We start from the raw sequence: 21053 nt of genomic DNA on the forward strand, positions 1-21053 counted from the left end.
TACAAAAACCCCCGACTTATGTCGGGGGGTTTTTGCATTTCCAGGACCTTTTGAGTCGGCTTGACCGACCGCCCGTCCCAGCTAGTGAGTTAGGTGATCCGCTGCCGGTTTGGGATGATAGGGAGCATGTCTGAGCAGAACGATTCCTCCCAGGGCCGGCCCTCGTCGAGCGGCGGCCGCGGCGACGACCGGCCGCCCTACAACCGGGATCGACGCGACGACGACCGTCGCGGCCCACGCCGCGATGACGACCGTAAGCCGTTCAACCGGGATCGTCGTGATGACGATCGTCGCGGCCCACGCCGTGATGACGATCGGAAGCCGTTCAACCGTGACGACCGCGGCCCGCGCCGGGACGATGACCGTAAGCCGTTCAACCGGGACCGTCGAGACGATGACCGTCGCGGTCCTCGTCGCGATGACGACCGTAGGCCGTTCAACCGTGACGACCGTGGACCGCGCCGGGATGACGACAGGAAGCCGTTCAATCGCGACGACCGTGGCCCCCGTCGGGACGATGACAGGAAGCCGTTCAACCGCGACGACCGTGGCCCCCGCCGCGACGATGACCGTAAGCCGTTCAACAGGGACCGTCGAGACGACGATCGCCGCGGCCCACGCAGCGACGACAGCCGCAGGCCCTACAACCGTGACGACCGCGGCCCCCGCCGCGACGACGACCGTAAGCCGTTCAACAGGGACCGTCGAGACGATGACCGTCGCGGTCCTCGTCGCGATGACGACCGCAGGCCCTACAACCGTGACGACCGCGGCCCCCGCCGCGACGACGACAGGAAGCCGTTCAACAGGGACCGTCGAGACGACGATCGCCGCGGCCCACGCAGCGACGACAACCGCAGGCCCTACAACCGTGACGACCGCGGCCCCCGCCGCGACGACGACCGCAGGCCGTTCAACCGTGACGACCGCGGCCCCCGCCGCGACGATGACCGTAAGCCGTTCAATCGCGACCGTCGAGACGATGACCGTCGCGGTCCTCGTCGCGATGACGACCGCAAGCCGTATGGCCGCGATGACCGTGGACCGCGCCGGGACGATGACCGCAGGCCGTTCAACCGTGACGACCGCGGCCCGCGCCGTGATGACGACCGTAGGCCGTTCAACCGTGACGACCGCGGCCCGCGCCGGGACGATGACCGCAGGCCGTTCAACCGTGACGACCGCGGCCCGCGCCGTGACGATGACCGTAGGCCGTTCAACCGTGACGACGACCGACGCGGCTGGCGTGGCGAGGGCGAGGAGCGGGAACGTCGCTTCCACCCGGGCACCGAGGCACGCGCCGACGAGCCTGACACCCCGCAGGACTATGTGGAGAACGAACTGCCGTTCGGTGTGCGTGCCGAGCTGAAGAGCCTCCCCAAGGACCTGGCGGACATCGTCGGCGCCCACATCTGGGCGGCCGGCCACCTGATCGACGAGGACCCGGATCTCGCGTTCCGCCACGCGGAGGCCGCGCGCCGCCGCGCGGGTCGCCTGCCCATCGTGCGGGAGGCGGCCGCAGAGACCGCGTACGCGGCGGGGGAGTACGCCATCGCGCTGCGCGAGTTCCGCGCCATCCGCCGGATGAACGGCGGCGACGACCTGCTGCCGGTGATCGCCGACTGCGAGCGCGCGCTCGGGCGGCATCGTGACGCGCTTGCCGTGCTTGCGGAACTCGATCCCGCGACCCGCAACATCGAGCTGCGGATCGAGTGCCTCCTTGTTGAGGCAGGGATCCGCGACGACCTTGGCCAGCGTGCCGAGGCTCTGCGTCTGCTGAAGGCGGCCATCGGACGCAAGATCGGGGCGCCCGGCGCGCAGGCGCGACTGCGCTACGCGTACGCCGACCTGCTCGAGCGGCAGGGCGACGCGCAGGGCGCACGTGAGTGGTTCACCTCCGCGGCCGCCCTCGACCAGCATGCCGACCTTGACGTCGCCGACCGGCTCGCGTCTATCGACGGCGTCGTGCTTCCCGACTTCGCCGACGACGAGGACGAGGACGACGACCTCGACGAGGACGACTCTGACGAGGACCTTGACGAGGACGACTCCGATGAGGACCTTGACGAGGACGACTCCGATGAGGACCTTGACGAGGACGACTCCGATGAGGACCTTGACGAGGACGACTCCGATGAGGACCTTGACGAGGACGATTCCGATGAGGACCTTGACGAGGACGATTCCGATGAGGACCTTGACGAGGACGATTCCGATGAGGACCTCGACGAGGACGATTCCGATGAGGACCTCGACGAGGACGATTCCGATGAGGACCTCGACCAGGACGACCCCGACGAAGAGGACCTGGAAGGGGAGGACGAGGCGACCCCGGCGGCCGAGGACGAGGCTGCCGACGATAGCCTGGAGCCGACCGACGACGAGGGGGACGAGCGGGAATGAAGGCTCTGGCACAGGACTACGACGCTGCCCTGTTCGACCTCGACGGGGTGATCTACCTCGGCCCGTTCGCCATCGACGGCGTCCCTGAGGCGCTGGAGGAGTTGCGATCGCGCGGCAACCGGGTCGGCTTCGTCACCAACAATGCGGCCAGGACGCCGGCCACCGTCGCCGAGCACCTCGTCGAACTCGGCATCGAGGCGGACACCGATGACGTGGTGAACTCGACGATGGCCACGCTCCGGATGCTCGGCGACGACCTGGAGCCGGGCACCCGCATCCTTGCGGTCGGCACCGACGCGCTCCGGGAGCAGTTGCGAGGCGCGGGCTTCACGGTCGTCAACTCCCTCGACGACGACCCGGCCGCCGTGGTGCAGGGTTACAGCCCCACCATCGAGTTCCCCAAGCTGGAGGAGGCCGCCCTGGCCGTCCAGCGCGGCGCCGCCTGGTACGCGACCAACCCCGACATGACCCGGCCCTCCGACAGGGGCCTTGTGCCCGGGCTCGGAGCGCAGCTCGCCGTGGTGCGTGCCTGCGTCACGGTCGACCCGCAGATCGCGGGTAAGCCGTACCGGCCGCTGCTCGACGAGACGGTCCTCAGGCTCGAGGCCGACCATCCCATCTTCGTCGGCGACCGCACCGACACCGACATCCTCGGCGCCAACAACGTCGGCATGGACTCGCTGTTCGTCTTCACCGGCGCCCACGGCAAGCACGACCTCGCCGCCGCGCCGCCCGAGTACCGGCCGACCTACATCGGCTACGACGCCAGCGCACTGCTCGAGCCGCCCCGCGTGGCCGAGTTCCACGGCCAGCGGTTCGTCTGCGGCTACCAGGAGGTCGACCTCACCGACGACGCCGCCTACCTCTCCACCCGTCCCGTCACGCGCGACGAGCAACTCGACGCGTTGTGGGCGGGCCTGCAGGCTGCGTGGCGTTTCGACCTGAACATCGACGCGGTGCTCAACTCGATCGACACCCTGAGATGAGCCTCCCGACGCCCCGCAGCGCCGCCCCCGCCGACCAGCGCCGTCAGGAACTGGTCGCGGAGGCCTTGGAGGCGCTGGAGGGCGTCGAGGAGCTTCCCCTCGAGGAGCAGACCGCCCGGCTCACCGAGGCCCAGTCGGTGCTGGCAGGCGTCCTCAGCAACGACCCCCTGACGATCCAGCGAGGCCTCCCAGGCGTCACCACGTGAGACTCGATCTCGCGCTCGTGATGCGCGGCATCGCGCGCTCCCGAGGGCAGGCGGCGGGCCTGATCGGCGACGGCAAGGTCCAGGTCGACGGCGTCCCCGCGACCAAGGCGTCCCAACCCGTCTCTGACGACCAGGAACTGACCGCAGACGTCGACCCCTGGGTCTCGCGCGCCGCCCACAAACTGCTCGGCGCCCTCGACGCCACCGGCATCGACGTCCGCGGCCGGGCGCTCGACGCCGGCGCCTCCACCGGTGGCTTCACGCAGGTCTGCCTCGCGCGCGGCGCCGACCTCGTCTACGCCGTCGACGTCGGCCACGACCAACTCGCCCCCGAGGTCCGGGCCGACCCGCGCGTGCGCGTCGCGGAGGGGCTGAACCTGCGCGACCTGACCCTCGACGACGTGGACGGCCAGCCCGTCGACCTGATCGTCGGCGACGTGTCGTTCATCTCGCTGACGCTGCTTCTCGAGCCGCTGCTCGGCGTCCTCGCCGAGGGCGGAACGGCGTTGCTGCTCGTCAAGCCGCAGTTCGAGGTCGGGCGGGGCAGGCTCGGCGCGGGCGGGGTGGTGCGCGACGCGACGCTTCGCCGCCGCGCCGTCGACGCCGTCGTCGCGAAGGCCAACGACCTGGGCTGGGTGGAAAGGTGGCGCGGCGAGTCGCCGCTGCCCGGCTCGGCTGGCAACGTTGAGTTCTTTGTCCGGCTGACTCGGTAGTCTGGGGCCGTGAAGCAGCGAACCGTCGCCGTGCTCGTGCACCCAGAGCGCGAGGAGGCAATCGTCAAGGCCGTCCAGTTCATGGAGGCCCTCCACGCCATGGGGTTCGGCTTCCTCGTCTTCGAGAGCGACCTCGAGCGACTGGCCGAACGCGTGCCAGAGGCGCACATCACCGACCTCGACCACCGCCCAGCAGAACTGGCGGTCGTCTTCGGCGGCGACGGCACCATCCTGCGCGCCGCCGAATGGTCCCTGCCCCTCGGGGTGCCGCTGCTCGGCGTCAACCTCGGCCATGTCGGCTTCCTCGCCGAGATGGAACCGTCCGACCTTGAGGAACTGCCCTCCGTCGTCGCCGAGCGCCGCTACGACGTCGAGGAACGCACCACCTTGAAGGTCGAGGTACGCGACGCCGAGGGGACGCTGACCTGGGCCTCACCCGCCGTCAACGAGGTGTCGCTGGAGAAGCTCGCCCGGGAGCGGATGCTCACCGTGCTTGTCAGCGTCGACGACCGGCCGCTCTCACGGTGGGGGTGTGACGGCGTGCTCGTGTCCACCCCGACCGGCTCGACCGCCTACGGCTTCTCGGCGGGCGGGCCCGTCATCTGGCCCGACGTCCAGGCGATGCTCGTGGTCCCGCTGGCCGCACACGCGCTGTTCAACCGGCCGATGGTGCTCAGCCCCACCTCCAAGGTGACCCTCGACATCCCGGACGACGCGGGAACCCAGGGCATCTTGTGGTGCGACGGGCGGCGAAGCCACGAACTGACCCTCGGGGAACGCGTCACGATCGTGTCCAACTCCCAGAAGGTGCGCATCGCGCGGCTCGGCGAGCAGCCGTTCACCACCCGACTCGTGAAGAAGTTCGCGCTGCCCGTCAACGGCTGGCGCGAGAAGCGGGACCAGTAGTGCTCACCACCCTGCGGCTCACCGCCTTCGGCGTGGTCGACGGGGCCGAGCTGGAACTCGGGCCCGGCCTGACGGCGCTCACCGGTGAGACCGGAGCGGGCAAGACCATGATCGTGTCCGGGCTCGGCCATCTGCTAGGCGCCCGCGCCGACGCGGGCATCGTGCGGCGCGGCGCTGACAAGGCCGTCGTCGAGGGCCGCTGGGCCGTCGACGACCGGGTCGCCGGGCGCGTCGGCGACGCGGGAGGAGACGTCGAGGACGGCGAACTGATCACCCTGCGCCAGGTCGGCGCCAACGGCCGCTCACGGGCGGTCGTCGGGGAGCGGGCGTGCCCGTCTCGACGCTCGGCGAGCTGCTCAGCGACATCGCCACCATCCACGGCCAATCGGGCCAGATGCGGCTCTCCACCCCAGAGCGGCAGCGCGAACTCCTCGACGCCCGCGCCCGGCCCGCCGAACTGCCGCGCTACCTCGAGAACTTCGCCGAACGGCGCGCCGCGGCCGCCGAGCTGGCCCGGCTCGAGTCAGAGGCGATGGCACGGGCCCGCGAGGCCGACATGCTGCGCTTCGGCCTCGACGAGATCGCCGCCGTCGCGCCCCAGCCGGGCGAGGACGACGCGCTGGGGGCCGAGCAGGCCAAGCTGATGGACCTCGACGAGCTGCGCCGCCTCGCAGGTGGGGCCCACGAGGCCCTGAGCGGCAGCGAGACCGACTACGACGCGCCGAGCGTCGTCTCCCTTGTCGGCACCGCCCGCAAGCTGCTGGGCGAACTCGCCGACCGCGACGAGGCGGCACGGGAGCTCTCCTCCCGCGCCACCGAGCTCGGGATGCTCGCCACCGACCTCGCCGCCGACGTCGCGGGGTACGTCGACGACCTGATCGCCGACCCGCTGCGCCTCGAGGCCGTCGGGGAACGCCGCCAGCAACTGGCAGGGCTGACCCGCAAGTACGGGGCGAGCATCGACGAGGTGCTCTCCTGGTCCGAGTCCTCCGCCGCGCGGCTCGCCGACCTCGACGGCAGCGACGAGCGGATCGGGGTGCTGCGCCACCGGACCGCCGAACTCGACGACCTGCTCGCGGCCGACGCCGCCGCCATCTCCGCGGCGAGGCACCGGGCCGCCGACGAGCTTGGCACCGCCGTGAAGGTCGAACTGGCCGCCCTTGCCATGCCGCACGCCGAGCTGCGCTTCGACGTCAGCGACGCGCCCATCGGCCCGCACGGCGCCGACCGGATCGAACTGCTGTTCTCCGCCAACCCCGGCTCCGACCCCGCCCCGCTGGGCAAGGTCGCCTCGGGAGGCGAACTGTCCCGAGTCCGGCTCGCCCTCGAGGTGATCCTGGCCGAGGGCGAACGCGGCCACACCTTCGTCTTCGACGAGGTCGACGCGGGCGTCGGAGGCGCAGTCGGCCTCGAGATCGGACGGCGGCTGCAGCGGCTCGCCGCCACCAGCCAGGTCATCGTCGTCACGCACCTGGCGCAGGTCGCCGCCTTCGCCGACGCCCACTTCGTCGTCGCCAAGGCAAGCGACGGCCAGGTCACGACCTCCGGGGTGCGCCGCCTCCGCGACGACGAACGCGAGGTCGAACTGGCCAGGATGATGGGCGGCACCGCCTCCTCGGAGGCGGGCGTCAGGCACGCCGCCGAACTGCTCGCCGGCTCGCGTCGACGAAAGTGACCGCGCCACGGCTGTAACACGATGGCAATTTTGCGGGCGTAGGCTGAAGGTCCGTGGATAACTCGAAGGTCACCAAGCACATCTTCGTCACGGGAGGCGTCGTCTCCTCCCTCGGAAAAGGCCTCACGGCCTCCAGCCTCGGAAACCTGCTCGTGGCGCGCGGACTGCGCGTCACCATGCAGAAACTCGACCCGTACCTCAACGTCGATCCGGGCACCATGAACCCCTTCCAGCACGGCGAGGTCTTCGTCACCGAGGACGGGGCGGAGACCGATCTCGACATCGGCCACTACGAACGCTTCCTCGACGTCGACCTGAGCCGCGACGCCAACGTCACCACCGGCCAGGTCTACTCGACGGTCATCGCCAAGGAACGGCGCGGCGACTTCCTGGGCGACACCGTCCAGGTCATCCCGCACATCACCGGCGAGATCCGCGACCGGATGCTCGCCCTCGACAAGGACGTCGACATCGTGATCCACGAGATCGGCGGCACGGTCGGAGACATCGAGTCGCTGCCCTTCCTGGAGGCCGCCCGCCAGGTCCGACACGAGATCGGCCGCGAACACGTCTTCTTCCTGCACGTGTCGCTGGTGCCATACATCAAGCCGTCCGGCGAGATGAAGACCAAGCCGACGCAGCACTCGGTCGCGGCGCTGCGTCAGGTCGGCATCCAGCCCGACGCCATCGTGTGTCGCGCCGAACGGGAGGTCAGCGCCTCCCTGAAGCGCAAGATCGCCATGATGTGTGACGTCGACACCGAGGCGGTCGTCTCCTGCGCCGACGCGCCGAGCATCTACGCCATCCCGAAGGTGCTGCACGCCGAGGGCTCGACGCGTACGTGGTGCGCCGCCTCGGGGTGCCGTTCCGCGACGTCAACTGGGCCAGTTGGGACGACCTGCTCGACCGCGTCGACTACCCGCGCCACCAGGTCACCGTCGCCCTCGTCGGTAAGTACATCGACCTGCCGGATGCCTACCTTTCGGTCTCCGAGGCGCTGCGGGCAGGCGGCTTCGCCAACCACGCCCGCGTCACCTTGACGTGGGTTCGCTCCGATGACTGCGCCACGCCCGAGGGCGCGGAACGCCACCTGGGCGGGGTGGACGCCATCTGCGTGCCCGGCGGGTTCGGCATCCGAGGCGTCGAGGGCAAGTTGGGGGCGCTGCGCTACGCCCGCGAGCACGGCATCCCCACCCTCGGCCTGTGCCTCGGGCTGCAGACCATGGTGATCGAGGCCGCCAGGAACCTCGCTGGCATCGCTGACGCCGCCTCCACCGAGTTCGACCCCGACACCGCCTCCCCGGTGATCGCGACCATGGCGGAGCAGGTCGACATCGTCGACGGCGGGGGAGACCTCGGCGGCTCGATGCGGCTCGGCTCGTATGAGGCGCGGCTGGTGCCGGGCTCGCAGGTCGCGCTGGCCTACGGCGCCACCGAGGTGACCGAGCGTCACCGGCACCGTTACGAGGTCAACAACTCCTACCGTGAGGCCCTTGAGGCCGCGGGCCTAGTGATCTCGGGGACCTCTCCTGACGGGAGCCTCGTCGAGTTCGTCGAACTGCCAGCCGAGACGCACCCCTACTACGTGGCGACCCAGGCCCATCCGGAGCTGAAGTCCCGCCCGACGCGCCCCCACCCCCTATTCTCGTCACTGATCGCGGCCGCACTGGCCCGCGCGGGAAGGGAGAACTAAGTGTTGCGCGCAGACACCCCGATGAGCTGGCCCGTCCTGGACCGCGAGGTGCTTGCCGAGGGACACGTCTCGACCTTCGTCAACGAGACCATCGAGACCCCCGACGGGCAGCAGATCAAGCGCCAGTACCTCACCCACCCCGGCGCCGTCGCGGTGGTCGCCTGGCGTGAGGACACCGACGACATCGCGGTGCTTCGCCAGTACCGACACCCCGTTCGCGCCGAACTGGTCGAGATCCCCGCCGGGCTGCTCGACCTCGACGGCGAGGCCTATGTCGTCGGCGCGCAGCGCGAACTCGCGGAGGAGGTGGCGCTTGCGGCGGAGCGGTGGGACACGCTCGTCGACATCTGCACCACGCCGGGCGCCTGCGCCGAGACCCTGAGGGTGTTCCTCGCCCGCGGCATCTCCGAGACCAGCAGGCCGGAGGGCTTCGTGCTGGAGGGGGAGGAGGCCGCCATGACCTGGGCGTGGGAGCCGCGCGCCGACCTCATCGACGCCGTCCTCCGCGGGGACACGTCCTCTCCGACGCTGGTGGCGGGCGTCCTCGCCCTCGAGACCGCCCGCCTGGCCGGACGGCTCGACGACCTGCGCCCCGCCGACGCGCCGTGGCTGCTGCGCGAGCGGTGACCTCGCCGCTCGCCGCGGCCGTCACCGACTACCTCAACCACGTCCGGGCCGAGCGGGGCCTCGCGGCCAACACCGTCGCCGCCTACCGGCGCGACCTGGGCCGCTACGTGGAGTTTCTCGCCGGACGGGGGATCACCAGCGTCGCCGACGTGACAGCGGTGGAGATCACCGAGTTCGTCCGCTCGCTCAGCGCCGAACAGGCGGCGTCATCGGTGGCGCGCCACGTCGTCAGCGTCCGGAACCTGCACGCCTTCGCCCACGAGGAGGGGCTCAGCCCGGCCAACCCCGCCGCGGACGTGTCGCCGCCGCGGATCGCGCAGCGGCTGCCCAAGGCGCTGAGCATCGACGAGGTCACGCGGATCCTGGAGGCCCCCGACCGCACGGAGGTCACCGGGCTGCGCGACGCCACCCTGCTCGAACTGCTCTATGGCACGGGCGCGCGCGTCTCGGAGATTGTCGGCCTTGACGTCGACGAGGTGACCGCCGCCATCGCCGACCCCGACGCTGGGCTCAGACTGCTCGGCAAGGGAGGCAAGGAACGCATCGTTCCGCTCGGCAGTTACGCCGCGGCTGCCGTGGGGGACTACCTGGTGCGCGCCCGGCCGACCCTCGCGCAAGCGGCGGCCAGGCACGATCCGGCGCTGCTGCTGAACCAGCGGGGCAGGCGGCTGTCGCGCCAGTCGGCGTGGGCCGTGATGCAGGCCGCCGCCAAGCGCGCGCGGGTCGACGCGGACGTGTCCCCGCACTCGCTGCGGCACTCGTTCGCAACCCACCTGCTCGACGGCGGTGCCGACCTGCGCGTCGTGCAGGAACTGCTCGGCCACTCGTCGGTGGCGACCACCCAGATCTACACGCTCGTCACGATCGAGCACCTGCGCGAGGTGCACGCCGCCGCCCATCCGCGCGCCAGGTGACGCGGGCGATCACCGTCAGAACGTGGCGAGGTTCTCCGCAGACTCGTCCCACCGCAGCATCCGGCCGAGCCTGCGCACCGCCTCGTCGGAGCCATCCAACACGCCGGCCTCAGCCGCCTGCGCGGCCGTGTGGTCGTTGTGCCACAGCAGGGCGAGCGTGTCGACGCCCAACGTGACCTCCGGCTCGGCGTCCGTTGCCTCGGCACTTCCGAGGCCGCCGGAAGCGGTCAACCGCCAGGTGCCGTCCACGTAGCCCATCCGGTCGACGACGCGAAGCACGATCTCGCCGTCGCCGTCGAAGGCCCTCCCGTCGACCGCGGCGGGCAGATCGAAGATCCGCAGCCACACCCAGTCGCTGATCCCCGTCACCTTCAACGCCCGCTCGTCGGCAAGCGAGAGGGGCAGGTGATCCGAGGGGCTCGACAGGTCGTAGGTGAGCGTCTCGATCAGGTCCATCTCGGCGAGCGCTCGCCACAGGGCCCGCTCGACGGGGGCGTCGGGGGCGCACACCTTGAACACGGTCGCCTGGGGAGCCTCGTCCCAGCCCTTGAACCGGAACACGGCGAAACCGTCCGGCACGCCGTCGGCATCGAAGTGCACGACGGCCCGCAGATTCTTCGACGGGCCGGCCTCGTCCGAGTCCCAGGCGCCCGTGTCGACCAGGAAGTGCGCGTGGGTGTGTCCGACGGCGCCGCGATGGCGCTCCTGGTGTGCCGTGGTGATCCGCTCCCAGTGGTCGGCCAGGAACGACGGCTCGACGAACTCGATCGCCCCGTCCGCGACCTCGACCCCGTCGCGGTACGCGAAGCGGCGCGTGTCGATGCGCAACTGCTGGCCGCGGGTCGCCGGCGCGAAACCGAACCGTCCGTAGATCGTCGCCTCGCTCGCCGTCAGCACCGCCACCGCCATGCCCTGCTCGCGTGCCGCGTCGAGTTGGCGGCGCATCATCTCCTTCAACAGGCCGCGCCTGCGGTGGCTCGGCAGCACCCCGATGGTGTTGACGATCAGCGCGGGACGCAGCCCGCGGCCCTGGTTGATGGTGGTCGGCGTGACGTTGAACCCCGCCACCGGTTGCCGACCGTCGAGGCCGGGTCCCTCCGTGGTGACCATGCCGAGCACCGCGCCGTCCTCACGGCGATGCTTGCGGAACGTTCCGACACCCTCCGGGGTCGCGCGGCCGTCGAGGAAGACGGTGCGGAAGATGTTGACGTAGGCCGCCCAGATCGGATCGTCGTCGGCCGTGTCGAGGGCAAGTACGTCGTAACGGTAGGGAGACTGCATGCCGCCCACGCTACATGGAGGGCAGGCGCGCCGGTTGACCGATCGCCGCCGGAACCCCCTTGGGTCGTTCCGGCTTCGGCATACTAGGGTGGTTGCACATCCAGAGGAGGGAAGAGGACGTGGCAGAAGAAGGGCTGTTCGCTCGGCCGCAGTACGCCGTGCCGGACGCGCCAGCGTCGTCCACGCTCGTCGACACAGGGGAACTCGGCCCGACGGGTCGCCCCCTGCCGAAGTTTCCGGGCGTGGTGCCCCCCACCCCGGGGCGCGCGCACCACGCCACCATCATCTCGATGTGCAACCAGAAGGGCGGGGTCGGCAAGACCACCACGACCATCAACCTGGGTGCTGCGCTCGCGGAACTCGGCTTCAAGGTGCTGCTCGTCGACTTCGACCCGCAGGGCTCCCTCTCGGTCGGCCTCGGCGTGAACCCGCACACCCTCGAGACCAGCATCTACAACCTGCTGCTCTCGCGCGACCACACCGCCGACGACGTCATCCGGACCACCAGCGTGGATGGCCTCGACATCCTGCCGAGCAACATCGACCTGTCGGCCGCCGAGGTGCAACTGGTCAGCGAGGTGGCGCGCGAACAGACGCTGATCCGCGTCCTCAAGCCGCTGCGCCCCTCGTACGACTACATCCTCATCGACTGCGCGCCCAGCCTTGGCCTGCTCACCATCAACGCGCTCACCGCAAGCGACTACGTCGTGATGCCGCTCGAGTGCGAGTTCTTCGCCCTGCGCGGCATCGCGCTGCTCACCGACACCATCTCCAAGGTGCAGGACCGGCTCAATCCCGACCTCGAGGTGCTCGGCATCCTCGGCACCATGTACGACGCAAGGACGCTGCACAGCCGCGAGGTCCTGGAGCGCGTCGTGCAGGCCTTCGGAGACGACGTCTTCCACACCGTGATCCGGCGCACCATCAAGTTCCCCGAGACGACGGTGGCGGGCGAGCCGATCACCACCTACGCCTCGGCCTCGCCAGGCGCGGACGCGTACCGCCAACTTGCCCGCGAGGTGCTGCTGAGGACGACCGACGGTGGCTAAGCGCGCCTCGCTTCCCGGGGCCTCCGAACTGTTCCGGCCCACCAAGCGCGTCCCGACGCCGGAGCCCCCGGCCGCGACGCCCGAGCCGGCCGCCGTCGACGCGCAGCCGGGCGCGTCGGGTCGGATCAGGCACGATCACAAGATCACCGTCTACTTCTCCGAGGACGAACTGCTCGCGCTCGAGGACGCCAACCTCGACCTGCGCCGCGCCCACGGGATCAGGGTCGACCGCGGCCGGATCGTGCGGATCGCCGTCGCAGAGGCCCTCGCCGACCTGGCAGAGCGCGGCGCCGAGTCGCGGCTGGTGAACGAACTCCGGCAGCAGTGAGCCGGACGAAGGCGGCCCCGAAGGAGCCACGCGACTCCGTGGCGGGCTTCGAGGTGCGCCTCGCCAACTTCGAGGGCCCATTCGACCTCCTCCTCAACCTGATCTCCCGCCGCGAACTCGACATCACCGAGGTCGCGCTGAGCCAGGTCACCGACGAGTTCATCTCCTACGTCAAGACGGGCGGCGAGCTGTGGGACCTGGAGAAGACCAGCTCGTTCCTGCTCGTCGCCGCGACCCTGCTCGACCTCAAGGCCGCGCGGCTGCTCCCCGGCGGAGAGGTCACCGACCCCGAGGACATCGCGGCGCTTGAGGCCCGCGACCTGCTGTTCGCCCGGCTGCTGCAGTACCGCGCGTTCAAGCGGCTGGCCGAATGGATCTCCAGCACCATGATCGCGGCCGAGACGACCCACTGGCGCCCGGGCGGGCTCGAGGAACAGTTCCGCGACGTGCTGCCGGAGGTCGAACTGAACCTCGGCCCCGAGGACCTGGCGCGGCTCGCGGCCTCCGCCATGACGCCCCGCCCCGCGCCCATCGTCGAACTGTCCCACCTGCACGGCAGCACCGTCAGCCTCAGCGCAGAGGTCGCCCACATCGCGCAGCGACTCCGCACCGACGGCGCGGCCACCTTCCGCTCCATCGTGGCGGGCTGCGACACCCTGACCACCGTCGTCCGGTTCCTCGCGGTCCTCGAACTGTTCCGCGCCCAGCAGGTGGCCCTCGAACAGTTGGCGCCGCTGTCGGAGCTGACCGTTCGCTGGACGGCGGGCGACGACGAGGCCGTGCAGGTCACCGACGACTACGGACCGCAACCCGAACTGCAGGAGGACCCATGACGATCGGCCCGGCGCTCGAGGCGATGCTCCTGATGGCGACCGAACCCACCGCGGCAGACGAGTTGGCGGCGGCTCTCGACGTGCCCACGGCAACCGTCGAGGAGGAACTGGCCAGGATCGCCGACTTCTACGACGGCCACGGGCGCGGGGTGCGGCTGCGCGCCGTCGCCGGAGGCTGGCGGTTCGCGACCGACCCCGCAGTGTCCGACGTCATCGAGGCGTGGCTCGTCTCCGACCAGCGCTCCCGGCTGAGCCAGGCGGCGCTGGAGACCCTCTCGGTGATCGCCTACCTGCAGCCCGTCTCGCGCGGCCGGGTCGCATCGGTGCGCGGCGTCAACGTCGACGGCGTCGTCAAGACGCTGCTGGTGCGCGGCCTCATCCGGGAGGACGGCGAGGACGCCGTCACCGGGGCCATGACCTTCTCCACCACACCACTGTTCCTGCAGAAACTCGGCGTGAACTCGCTGAAGGAACTGCCCGACTTGGCGCCACTGCTGCCCGACGCCGTAGCCTTGGAGGCTGAACTGGGGCAGCTCGCGGCCGCCGAGCCCGCCGACGCCCCGGCAGAGGAGGACACCCATGAGTGAAGAGGCTGAAGGCATCCGGCTGCAGAAGGTGCTGGCGTCCGCCGGCATCGCGTCGCGCCGCGCCAGCGAGATCCTGATCGACGAGGGGCGCGTCGAGGTCAACGGCAAGGTCGTCACCGAGCAGGGCAAGCGCGTCAACCCGGAGACGGACCACATCCGCGTCGACGGGTCGAGGATCCCGCCGCCGCGCCGCCACATGTACCTGGTGCTGAACAAGCCGCGCGGCGTCGTGTCGACCATGGACGACCCGGAAGGCCGCTCGACGCTGACCGACTACCTGCCCCGCACCAAGGAGCGGCTGTTCCACGTCGGACGCCTCGACACCGAGACCGAGGGGCTCATCGTCCTGACCAACGACGGCGAGTTCGCGCACCGGCTCGCGCACCCCAGCTACGAGGTGCCAAAGACGTACCACGTGCAGGCCGCTGGCGTGATGGACAACCGCACCATCAAGCGCCTCGAGAAGGGCGTCACGCTGGAGGACGGCCCCGTCAAGCCCGACAAGGTCAAGCTGATCTCCAGGAGCCAGAACAAGACGCTGCTCGAGATCACGCTTCACGAGGGACGCAACCGCATCGTGCGGCGCATGATGGACGCCGTCGGGCATCCGGTCGACCGGCTGGCCCGCACCAGGATCGGCCCGATCCGGCTCGGCGTGCTTCCGGTGGGGGAGACCCGCGAGCTGACCCGAGAGGAACTGGGCGCGCTGCTCGATCTGATCCGGATGTGAGGGCCTTGCCACGCTCGGCTACCATTTTCTTTCGTGACCTCATCCTCGAAAATGCTTCGCCGCCTCATGGTCGGAGCCGCCACCGCGGCCCTGATCACCCTCAGCGCCTGCAGCACGCCCAGCGGTGAGGGCTCGCCCTCGGCCGACCCATCGGGCAGCGCATCCCCGACCGCGACGGCGAGCCCTTCGGCGACGGTCAGCCCCGCCGCCGACCTGAGCGCCATCGAGGTCACCGACGCCACCCCGCCGGTGGTGACGGTGAAGGCCCCGTGGGCGATCGCGGAGACGCAGAGCAAGGTTCTCAAGCCGAGCACCGACGCGCAGAAGATCGGCGAGCAGTCGGCGGTCTCCGTCAACTACGTCGGCGTCAACGCCACCACCGGGGAGGTCTTCGAGTCCTCCTTCGAGTCCGGCGAGCCCGTCACCCTCACCATGGACCGCGTCGTCGCGGGCTTCCGGAAGGGCCTCGTCGGGCAGGCCGTCGGTTCACGCGTCCTGATCGGCATCCCCAGCGCCGACGGCTACCCGCAGGGCAACCAGAGCGGCACCATCAAGGCGGGCGACTCGCTCATCTTCGTCGTCGACATCCTCTCCTCGAAGGACCCCGAGACGGTCACCCCCGCCGCTGGCCTTCCGACGGTCACCATGACCGACGACAAGCCGGAGATCACGATCCCCGCCGACGTGCCCGCCCCGACCGAACTGAAGATCCAGCCGCTCATCAAGGGCGTCGGCGACCCGATCACCGCGGAGTCGACCGTCCAGGTGATGTACCGCAGTTGGACCTACGCCGACGGCAAGCTGTTCCAGGACGCCTGGACGCCGCAGGCGGGCATGATGAGTTCGCTCATCAAGGGCTGGCAGCAGGGGCTCGTCGGCCAGACGGTCGGCTCCCGGGTGCTGCTTGTCGTGCCGCCCGCGCTCGCGTACCCGGACGGACAGCCGTCAGCCACGCCGGCGCTGGCCGCGAACCAGACGCTGGTCTACGTCGTCGAGATCGTGGACGCCGTCGCCGGCTCCTGAGCCAGGGCGGCACCGTCGAACCTGACACCCGAGAAGAAGCGCTGATCGCCAGGCATGGCGGCCAGCGCTTCTTCCGTGCTGCGGCACGGGCCGAGCCCGAGCGAGTCGCTGAGCGCCGCCAGGACGTCGGCCGGGTACCCACCAAGGTCGCGCATCGTGACGGCGCCGTCGCGCTTGGCGAGCCGCTCGCCCCGGGCGTTGGTGACGAGCCCGATGTGCGCGTAGGTCGCGGGGACGCCGCCGAGGCGGCTCGTCAACCACGCCTGCCGGGGGGCGGAGCTCAGCAGGTCGGCCCCGCGGGTGATGTGCGTGACCCCCGCGTCGACGTCGTCGACCACGGCCGCGAGGTTGTAGGCGAACTGGCCGTCTCCGCGCACCAGGACGAAGTCGTCCACCACACCCGTCACCTCGCCCGCGTGCTCGTCGAGGACCGTGAAGCGTGCTCCGCGCGCGTCGACCCGGATGGCGGGGGCCCGCTCCGCGCGCCGCGCGTCGCGCTGCGCGTCCGTGAGGTCCCGGCAGGTGCCCGCGTAGGCGCGGTAGCCGTCGTGCGGCGCCGAGGCGGCCTCTGCGATCTCGCGGCGGGTGCAGAAGCACTCGTAGGTCGGAAGCGACGCCACGGCGTCGCGGTAGGCGTCGAGGCGCTCGCTCTGCCGCACCGGGGCGCCGTCCCAGAGCAGGCCGAGGGCCCGCAGGTCGGCCAGTTGTCGCGCCTCGACGCCGTCGGCGGCCCGCACCCGGTCCATGTCGAGGTCCTCGACGCGCATCAGCCACCGCCCCCGGCCCGCCTCGTCAGCAGCCACCCGGCCAGCGCGGTGCGCAGGTTGCCGAGGTGCAGGTCCGAGGTCGGGCTCGGAGCGTACCGGTCGACGTGCATGGCACCATCTTGCCCGCTGGGGAGTGCCTGCCATGTGGGGTTGGCGGACACCGCGCGCCCGGACGGGGCCGCGGCGGCGGATCTTGTAGCCTGACTGCCATGACGCAGAGGAAGTCGGAGCGGTTGGTCAACCTGCTCATCGCCCTGCTCAGCACCCGTCGCTTCCTGACGAAGCAGGAGCTGCGCCACATCGTCGAGGGCTACCGCGACTCGAACGAGGTTGCCTTCGAGCGCCAGTTCGAGCGCGACAAGGAGGAGCTGCGCGGCTTGGGCATCGCCGTCGAGACCGGCTCGAACGACGCCTTCTTCGACGACGAGGAGGGCTACCGGATCAATAGGGCCGACTTCGAGCTTCCCGAGATCGCGTTCACCGCCGCCGAGTTGTCGGCGCTCGCGCTTGCGGGCCAGGTGTGGCAGGACAGCGTCGCGGCCGACCACACCGCACAGGCCTTCGAGGCGCTCCAGGCAGGGGGCGCCGCCCCGGACCCATCGCTGGTGCCGACGGTGCGGCCGCAGGTCAGCGTCGCCGAGCCCGACTTCGACGCCCTCTACGACGCCGTGCTGCGGCGCGTGCAGGTCACCTTCGGCTATGGCGGCGCATCCCGCAGCCTGCAGCCGTGGCGGATGCTGCAGCGGCGCGGCCGCTGGTACGTCTTCGGCTTCGACACCGACAGGCAGTCCGACCGATTCTTCAAGCTGTCCAGGTTCACCTCGCCCGCCGTGCAGCAGGGCAGGGCAGGGGCCTTCGAGGTGCCGCCGGAGGCGCAGACGCTCGCCGCCCGGCTTGAGCCCGTCAACGACGCGGTGGCGGTGGTGGCGCTGCGCGACGGGATCGCACACACCTTCGGCGACGCCGAGCCGCAGGCCTGGGACACCGAGCTTCCCGCGGGCTTCACCGCGCACCGGGTGGCGCTCGGCAGCGGCGCCGCCATCGTCGACGAGGTCGCAGCGGCAGGCCCCGACGCGATCCTGCTCGCCCCCGCCGACCTGCGCGCCCAGGTGATCCGGCGGCTCGAGGAGGTGGCCCCATGAGGTCAGGCGAACAGCTCACCCGGCTGCTGCGACTGGTGCCCTACCTGTCGTCGCGGCCCGGCATCGAGGTGGCGACCGTCGCGGAGGCGTTCAAGGTCACCCCGAACCAGATCATCCGCGACCTGGAGGTGCTCCAGTTCTGCGGGCTGCCAGGCGGCTATGTCGACGACCTGTTCGACGTAGACATCGAGGCCGTCCGCGACGAGGGACACATCGACTTCCGCAACGCGGAGGTACTCAACCGCCCGCTTCGCCTCCGTCCGGCCGAGGCCGCGAGCCTGCTGGCCGCGCTCAGGCTGGTCGTGGACGTCGCCGGGGAGTCCGACGCCGCCGCCTCCGCGCTCGCCAAGTTGGAGGCCGCCGTCGGAGGCGACGACGACAGGGTCAGCGTCGCCGTCGCACCGTCCGACCCCGGGCACCGCGCGGCGCTTTCCGAGGCGATCACGGGATCACGGACGGTGCGGCTCAGCTACCGCAAGCCCGCCAGCCCCGGCCTCTCCGTCGCAGACGTGGAGCCGGCCCGGGTCCGACTGGTCGACGGCTACTCCTACCTTGACGCCTGGAGCAGGGCGCGCGGCGCGTGGCGCAGCTACCGGCTCGACCGGATCGCGGCCGTCGAGGTGAGCGACGAGCGCTTCGATCCGCGCGGCGAGCCGCCGACCGGATGGTTCGACGACGTGCCCGAGAGGCTCAGCCTCACGGTCGGCGCCGAGGCGCGCTGGATCGCCGAGTACTACCCGACCACGCAGGTCGAGGAGGTCGACGACGGGCTGCGCGTGACCTTCCCCGTCGCGTCGCGCGAGTGGGCCATCGCGCTGCTGCTGCGGCTCGGGGCGTCGGTGCGCGAAGTGTCCGACGCGGAGATCCTCGCCGACGCGAGGGCGCGTGCCGCCGAGGCCCTGGCCCACTACCGGGACAACGTGGAGTAGCATTCCGGCGTGATCTGGATCGTGATCTTCGGGACCCTGGCAGTGGCCGGGGCAGTCGCGCTGGTCGTCTACGCTGTGGGCCTCGCCCACAAGGCGGCCGATGTGCGCCACGAGATCGAGGTCGTCGGCGACCGCGCGGGACAGATCACCGCCCTGGTGGGACAGCTTGAGCTGCCCCCCTCCGGGCGCGACTAGACTGATGAAACCAGGCAACGGCGCCGCGCCGTTGCAGACGAAGGGAAAAGACCATGCCACTAGGTGGTTGGGAACTGGCGATCGTGCTCGTCGTGGCGCTGTTGCTGTTCGGCGGTTCGCGACTGGCCGGCGTCGGCAAGGGTGTCGGACGCTCGATCCGCGAATTCAAGGACGAGGTCAAGGGTCCCGAGGGCCCCGCCAAGGAAGAGATCGTCGAGGCGGAGATCGTCCAGCCGGAGATCGATCGCAACAAGACCGAGAGCTGATCCATGTCGGCCGCATCCGCTGAACCGGCGGACAAGCGCCGCCGGTTCGCGTGGCTGCGGCCCCCGGAGGGCGGTCCCGGCGGCACCATGTCGCTGTTCGACCACCTGCGGGAGTTGCGCTACCGGATCACCATCTCGGCGGCAGCGATCACCGTGGGCGCCATCGTGTGCGCCTTCTTCTACCAGCAACTCGTCTCGTTCGTGCTCGCCCCGTGGGTCAGGGCACGCCAGACGCTCGAGGAGAACCTCGGCGCCGAGACGATCATCGCCAACAACGGCATCACGCAGGCGTTCACCGTCGCCGTCATCCTCTGTGTCGTCGGCGGCATCTTCGTCGCCGCCCCCGTGTGGATCTGGCAGGTCTGGTCCTTCGTGGCTCCAGGGCTGGTCGCCAAGGAGAAGAAGTACTCCCTGATCTTCGTCGGCATCTCGCTCCCGCTGTTCTTCGCGGGTTGCGCGCTCGGCTACTACGTGTGGCCCAAGGGCATCGAGGTGCTGCTGAGCTTCACCCCCAAGGACCAGGGGATCACCAACATCCTCGACGTGGCCAACTTCATGGGCATGGAGATCAAGGTGATGCTCGTCTTCGGGCTCAGCTTCCTCCTGCCAGTGGTCGTCGTCGGCCTCAACATGGCGGGCGTCGTCCGCGGCTACCAGCTCAAGAAGGCCCGCAAGGGCGTCATCTTCGGCTCCGTGGTGCTCTCTGCGGTCGCGACCCCCACCACCGACCCCTTCTCGATGCTCGCGCTTGCCGTCCCCATCACGGTGATGTTCTTCATCGCCGAGATCATCTGCCGCTCCTGGGACAAGAAGCGCGGCATCCTCGAGGAGCAGGCCGAGGAGTTCGCCATCGACCTCAACGACGGCAAGTGAGCAGCGAGGTCGCGAAACGGCGCCTCGTCAGCGTCGTGTGCAATCAGCGTTCCGGCGGCGGCAAGGCGGGGCGGGCGCTCCCGAAGGTGGCCGCCCGGCTGCGTGAAGGGCTCCCCAACGCCGAGCTTCACATCGTCACCTCCACCTCCTACGAGCAGGCCCGCGACCTGACCCGCTCGGTCGCCCTGACGGCGCGCCCCGGCGACGTGGTCGCCGTGATGGGCGGCGACGGCATGGCGCACCTGGGGCTGAACGCCTGCGCCGAGACCGACGCGACGCTCGCCGTCATCCCGGCAGGCACCGGCAACGACCTGGCCCGCGGCGCAGGCATCCCCGGATCGATCAACGAGTCGGTCGAGGCCCTCGTGCGGGGCAGGACCCGCAGGCTCGACCTGTCGCGGCTGACGAACTCCAGCGGCAGTCGCTACGTCGGAGCCGTCGTCTCCAGCGGCTACGACGCCCGCGTGAACCGGGCCACCAACGACATCCGGCTGCGCTTCGGCGCCCTCAGCTACGGCTACATCGCGCTGCGCGAACTCGCCGCCTTCTCGCCGCTCCACTACCGGCTCACGGTGGACGGTGTGGAGCGCGAGGTGAGCGCCATGATGGTCGCGATCGCCAACACCGGCGTGTTCGGCGGCGGCATGCAGATCGCCCCCGACGCCGACCCGACCGACGGCCTGCTTGACGTGACGATCATCCACGAGGCCTCCCGCAGCAAGCTGCTGCGGCTGCTGCCCAGCGTCTACAGCGGCAAGTTCGTCACCAACCCGGTCGCCGAGCGGTTCCGCGCAAAGGTCGTCAAGTTCGAGGGCGACGGCCTGTTCGTGATGGGCGACGGCGAGGAGATGGGCGAGGTGCCAGCGACGGTCGAGGCGATCCCGGGCATCCTCAACCTGATCGTGGCCTGAGCGTCGGTCTTCCGGG

At 70.4% G+C, this 21053-nt stretch carries 24 protein-coding genes and 2 pseudogenes; 22 read left to right on the forward strand and 4 right to left on the reverse strand.

The genetic code is table 11. From position 1 onward, the window contains the following. Positions 1 to 81: 81 nt before the first annotated feature. Positions 82 to 1410: a hypothetical protein gene (locus BW730_RS17980; protein ID WP_145952698.1), complete on the reverse strand. Its 1329-nt coding sequence runs from the start codon at positions 1408 to 1410 to the stop codon at positions 82 to 84. On the opposite strand from BW730_RS17980, the gene BW730_RS17985 reads away from it, so the two are divergent. The 10 genes and pseudogenes from BW730_RS17985 (at position 1354) to xerD (ending at position 10123) form a co-directional block, all read left to right on the forward strand. Continuing rightward, positions 1354 to 2403, forward strand: coding sequence for a hypothetical protein (locus BW730_RS17985; RefSeq protein WP_145952699.1), 1050 nt, complete (start codon positions 1354 to 1356; stop codon positions 2401 to 2403). The genes BW730_RS17980 and BW730_RS17985 overlap by 57 nt on opposite strands. Next, positions 2400 to 3389, forward strand: a complete 990-nt coding sequence (locus BW730_RS03115) for an HAD-IIA family hydrolase (protein ID WP_077684976.1) — start codon at positions 2400 to 2402, stop codon at positions 3387 to 3389. The genes BW730_RS17985 and BW730_RS03115 overlap by 4 nt, the downstream gene beginning before the upstream one ends. Beyond that, on the forward strand, positions 3386 to 3595 hold the full coding sequence (locus BW730_RS03120) for a hypothetical protein (RefSeq protein ID WP_077684977.1): 210 nt from the start codon (positions 3386 to 3388) through the stop codon (positions 3593 to 3595). Before BW730_RS03115 ends, BW730_RS03120 begins: the two co-directional genes overlap by 4 nt. Next, on the forward strand, positions 3592 to 4308 hold the full coding sequence (locus BW730_RS03125) for a TlyA family RNA methyltransferase (protein WP_077684978.1): 717 nt from the start codon (positions 3592 to 3594) through the stop codon (positions 4306 to 4308). The genes BW730_RS03120 and BW730_RS03125 overlap by 4 nt, the downstream gene beginning before the upstream one ends. Positions 4309 to 4317: 9 nt before the next feature. Beyond that, on the forward strand, positions 4318 to 5214 hold the full coding sequence (locus BW730_RS03130) for an NAD kinase (RefSeq protein ID WP_077684979.1): 897 nt from the start codon (positions 4318 to 4320) through the stop codon (positions 5212 to 5214). 32 nt (positions 5215 to 5246) lie between these two features. Then, positions 5247 to 5297, forward strand: a pseudogene (locus BW730_RS20135) (hypothetical protein); the annotation flags it as partial. A 245-nt stretch (positions 5298 to 5542) separates the two neighbouring features. Further along, on the forward strand, positions 5543 to 6889 hold the full coding sequence (locus BW730_RS03135; RefSeq protein WP_335340902.1) for a DNA repair protein RecN: 1347 nt from the start codon (positions 5543 to 5545) through the stop codon (positions 6887 to 6889). A 53-nt stretch (positions 6890 to 6942) separates the two neighbouring features. Beyond that, positions 6943 to 8582, forward strand: a pseudogene (locus BW730_RS03140) (CTP synthase). Positions 8583 to 8603: 21 nt separating this feature from the next. Continuing rightward, complete coding sequence (locus tag BW730_RS03145) at positions 8604 to 9209, forward strand: NUDIX domain-containing protein (protein ID WP_077687498.1); 606 nt, start codon at positions 8604 to 8606, stop codon at positions 9207 to 9209. Beyond that, positions 9206 to 10123, forward strand: a complete 918-nt coding sequence (gene xerD, locus BW730_RS03150; protein ID WP_077687497.1) for a site-specific tyrosine recombinase XerD — start codon at positions 9206 to 9208, stop codon at positions 10121 to 10123. The genes BW730_RS03145 and xerD overlap by 4 nt, the downstream gene beginning before the upstream one ends. Before the next feature lie 15 nt (positions 10124 to 10138). Here xerD and BW730_RS03155 read toward each other — a convergent pair whose 3' ends face one another. Then, positions 10139 to 11404 carry a GNAT family N-acetyltransferase gene (locus BW730_RS03155; RefSeq protein WP_077684980.1) on the reverse strand — a complete coding sequence of 422 codons (1266 nt, stop codon included), beginning with the start codon at positions 11402 to 11404 and terminating at the stop codon, positions 10139 to 10141. Positions 11405 to 11538: 134 nt separating this feature from the next. Here BW730_RS03155 and BW730_RS03160 point away from each other — a divergent pair, with 134 nt between their 5' ends. The 6 genes from BW730_RS03160 to BW730_RS03185 are packed head-to-tail and all read left to right on the forward strand — an operon-like array spanning position 11539 to position 15954. Continuing rightward, a complete protein-coding gene (locus BW730_RS03160; RefSeq protein ID WP_077687499.1) occupies positions 11539 to 12453 on the forward strand; it encodes a ParA family protein in 915 nt (304 codons plus the stop codon). After that, a complete protein-coding gene (locus BW730_RS03165) occupies positions 12446 to 12781 on the forward strand; it encodes a hypothetical protein (protein ID WP_077684981.1) in 336 nt (111 codons plus the stop codon). The genes BW730_RS03160 and BW730_RS03165 overlap by 8 nt, the downstream gene beginning before the upstream one ends. Continuing rightward, positions 12778 to 13614, forward strand: a complete 837-nt coding sequence (locus BW730_RS03170; RefSeq protein ID WP_077684982.1) for a segregation and condensation protein A — start codon at positions 12778 to 12780, stop codon at positions 13612 to 13614. Before BW730_RS03165 ends, BW730_RS03170 begins: the two co-directional genes overlap by 4 nt. Next, positions 13611 to 14201 (forward strand): SMC-Scp complex subunit ScpB, encoded by a 591-nt coding sequence (gene scpB / locus BW730_RS03175; protein WP_077684983.1) that lies wholly within the window; start codon positions 13611 to 13613, stop codon positions 14199 to 14201. Before BW730_RS03170 ends, scpB begins: the two co-directional genes overlap by 4 nt. Beyond that, positions 14194 to 14931 carry a pseudouridine synthase gene (locus tag BW730_RS03180; protein ID WP_077684984.1) on the forward strand — a complete coding sequence of 246 codons (738 nt, stop codon included), beginning with the start codon at positions 14194 to 14196 and terminating at the stop codon, positions 14929 to 14931. Before scpB ends, BW730_RS03180 begins: the two co-directional genes overlap by 8 nt. Positions 14932 to 14982: 51 nt before the next feature. Next, positions 14983 to 15954, forward strand: coding sequence for an FKBP-type peptidyl-prolyl cis-trans isomerase (locus BW730_RS03185; RefSeq protein ID WP_077684985.1), 972 nt, complete (start codon positions 14983 to 14985; stop codon positions 15952 to 15954). Here the strand turns inward: BW730_RS03185 and BW730_RS03190 are convergent. Together BW730_RS03190 and BW730_RS19690 are read right to left on the reverse strand one after the other, a co-directional pair. Then, the gene (locus tag BW730_RS03190) at positions 15915 to 16721 is read right to left on the reverse strand and encodes a glutamate--tRNA ligase family protein (RefSeq protein ID WP_226997020.1); all 807 of its coding nucleotides are present in this window, start codon (positions 16719 to 16721) and stop codon (positions 15915 to 15917) included. The two genes, BW730_RS03185 and BW730_RS03190, sit on opposite strands and share 40 nt — an antisense overlap. Continuing rightward, positions 16721 to 16831: a glutamate--tRNA ligase family protein gene (locus tag BW730_RS19690; RefSeq protein ID WP_237267981.1), complete on the reverse strand. Its 111-nt coding sequence runs from the start codon at positions 16829 to 16831 to the stop codon at positions 16721 to 16723. The genes BW730_RS03190 and BW730_RS19690 overlap by 1 nt, the downstream gene beginning before the upstream one ends. A gap of 99 nt (positions 16832 to 16930) precedes the next feature. Here BW730_RS19690 and BW730_RS03195 point away from each other — a divergent pair, with 99 nt between their 5' ends. The 6 genes from BW730_RS03195 to BW730_RS03220 all read left to right on the forward strand — a co-directional run bounded on the left by BW730_RS03195 (position 16931) and on the right by BW730_RS03220 (position 21037). Next, positions 16931 to 17863: a helix-turn-helix transcriptional regulator gene (locus BW730_RS03195; RefSeq protein ID WP_077684986.1), complete on the forward strand. Its 933-nt coding sequence runs from the start codon at positions 16931 to 16933 to the stop codon at positions 17861 to 17863. After that, positions 17860 to 18792: a helix-turn-helix transcriptional regulator gene (locus tag BW730_RS03200; RefSeq protein ID WP_077684987.1), complete on the forward strand. Its 933-nt coding sequence runs from the start codon at positions 17860 to 17862 to the stop codon at positions 18790 to 18792. Before BW730_RS03195 ends, BW730_RS03200 begins: the two co-directional genes overlap by 4 nt. A gap of 9 nt (positions 18793 to 18801) precedes the next feature. Next, positions 18802 to 18987: a hypothetical protein gene (locus BW730_RS03205; RefSeq protein WP_077684988.1), complete on the forward strand. Its 186-nt coding sequence runs from the start codon at positions 18802 to 18804 to the stop codon at positions 18985 to 18987. Between the two features lie 92 nt (positions 18988 to 19079). Next, positions 19080 to 19253, forward strand: a complete 174-nt coding sequence (locus tag BW730_RS03210; protein WP_237267982.1) for a Sec-independent protein translocase subunit TatA/TatB — start codon at positions 19080 to 19082, stop codon at positions 19251 to 19253. Between the two features lie 3 nt (positions 19254 to 19256). Beyond that, complete coding sequence (tatC, locus tag BW730_RS03215; protein WP_077684990.1) at positions 19257 to 20126, forward strand: twin-arginine translocase subunit TatC; 870 nt, start codon at positions 19257 to 19259, stop codon at positions 20124 to 20126. After that, positions 20123 to 21037 (forward strand): diacylglycerol/lipid kinase family protein, encoded by a 915-nt coding sequence (locus BW730_RS03220; RefSeq protein WP_077684991.1) that lies wholly within the window; start codon positions 20123 to 20125, stop codon positions 21035 to 21037. The genes tatC and BW730_RS03220 overlap by 4 nt, the downstream gene beginning before the upstream one ends. Positions 21038 to 21053 lie beyond the last annotated feature (16 nt).

The organism is Tessaracoccus aquimaris (assembly GCF_001997345.1).
GTDB lineage: Bacteria > Actinomycetota > Actinomycetes > Propionibacteriales > Propionibacteriaceae > Arachnia > Arachnia aquimaris.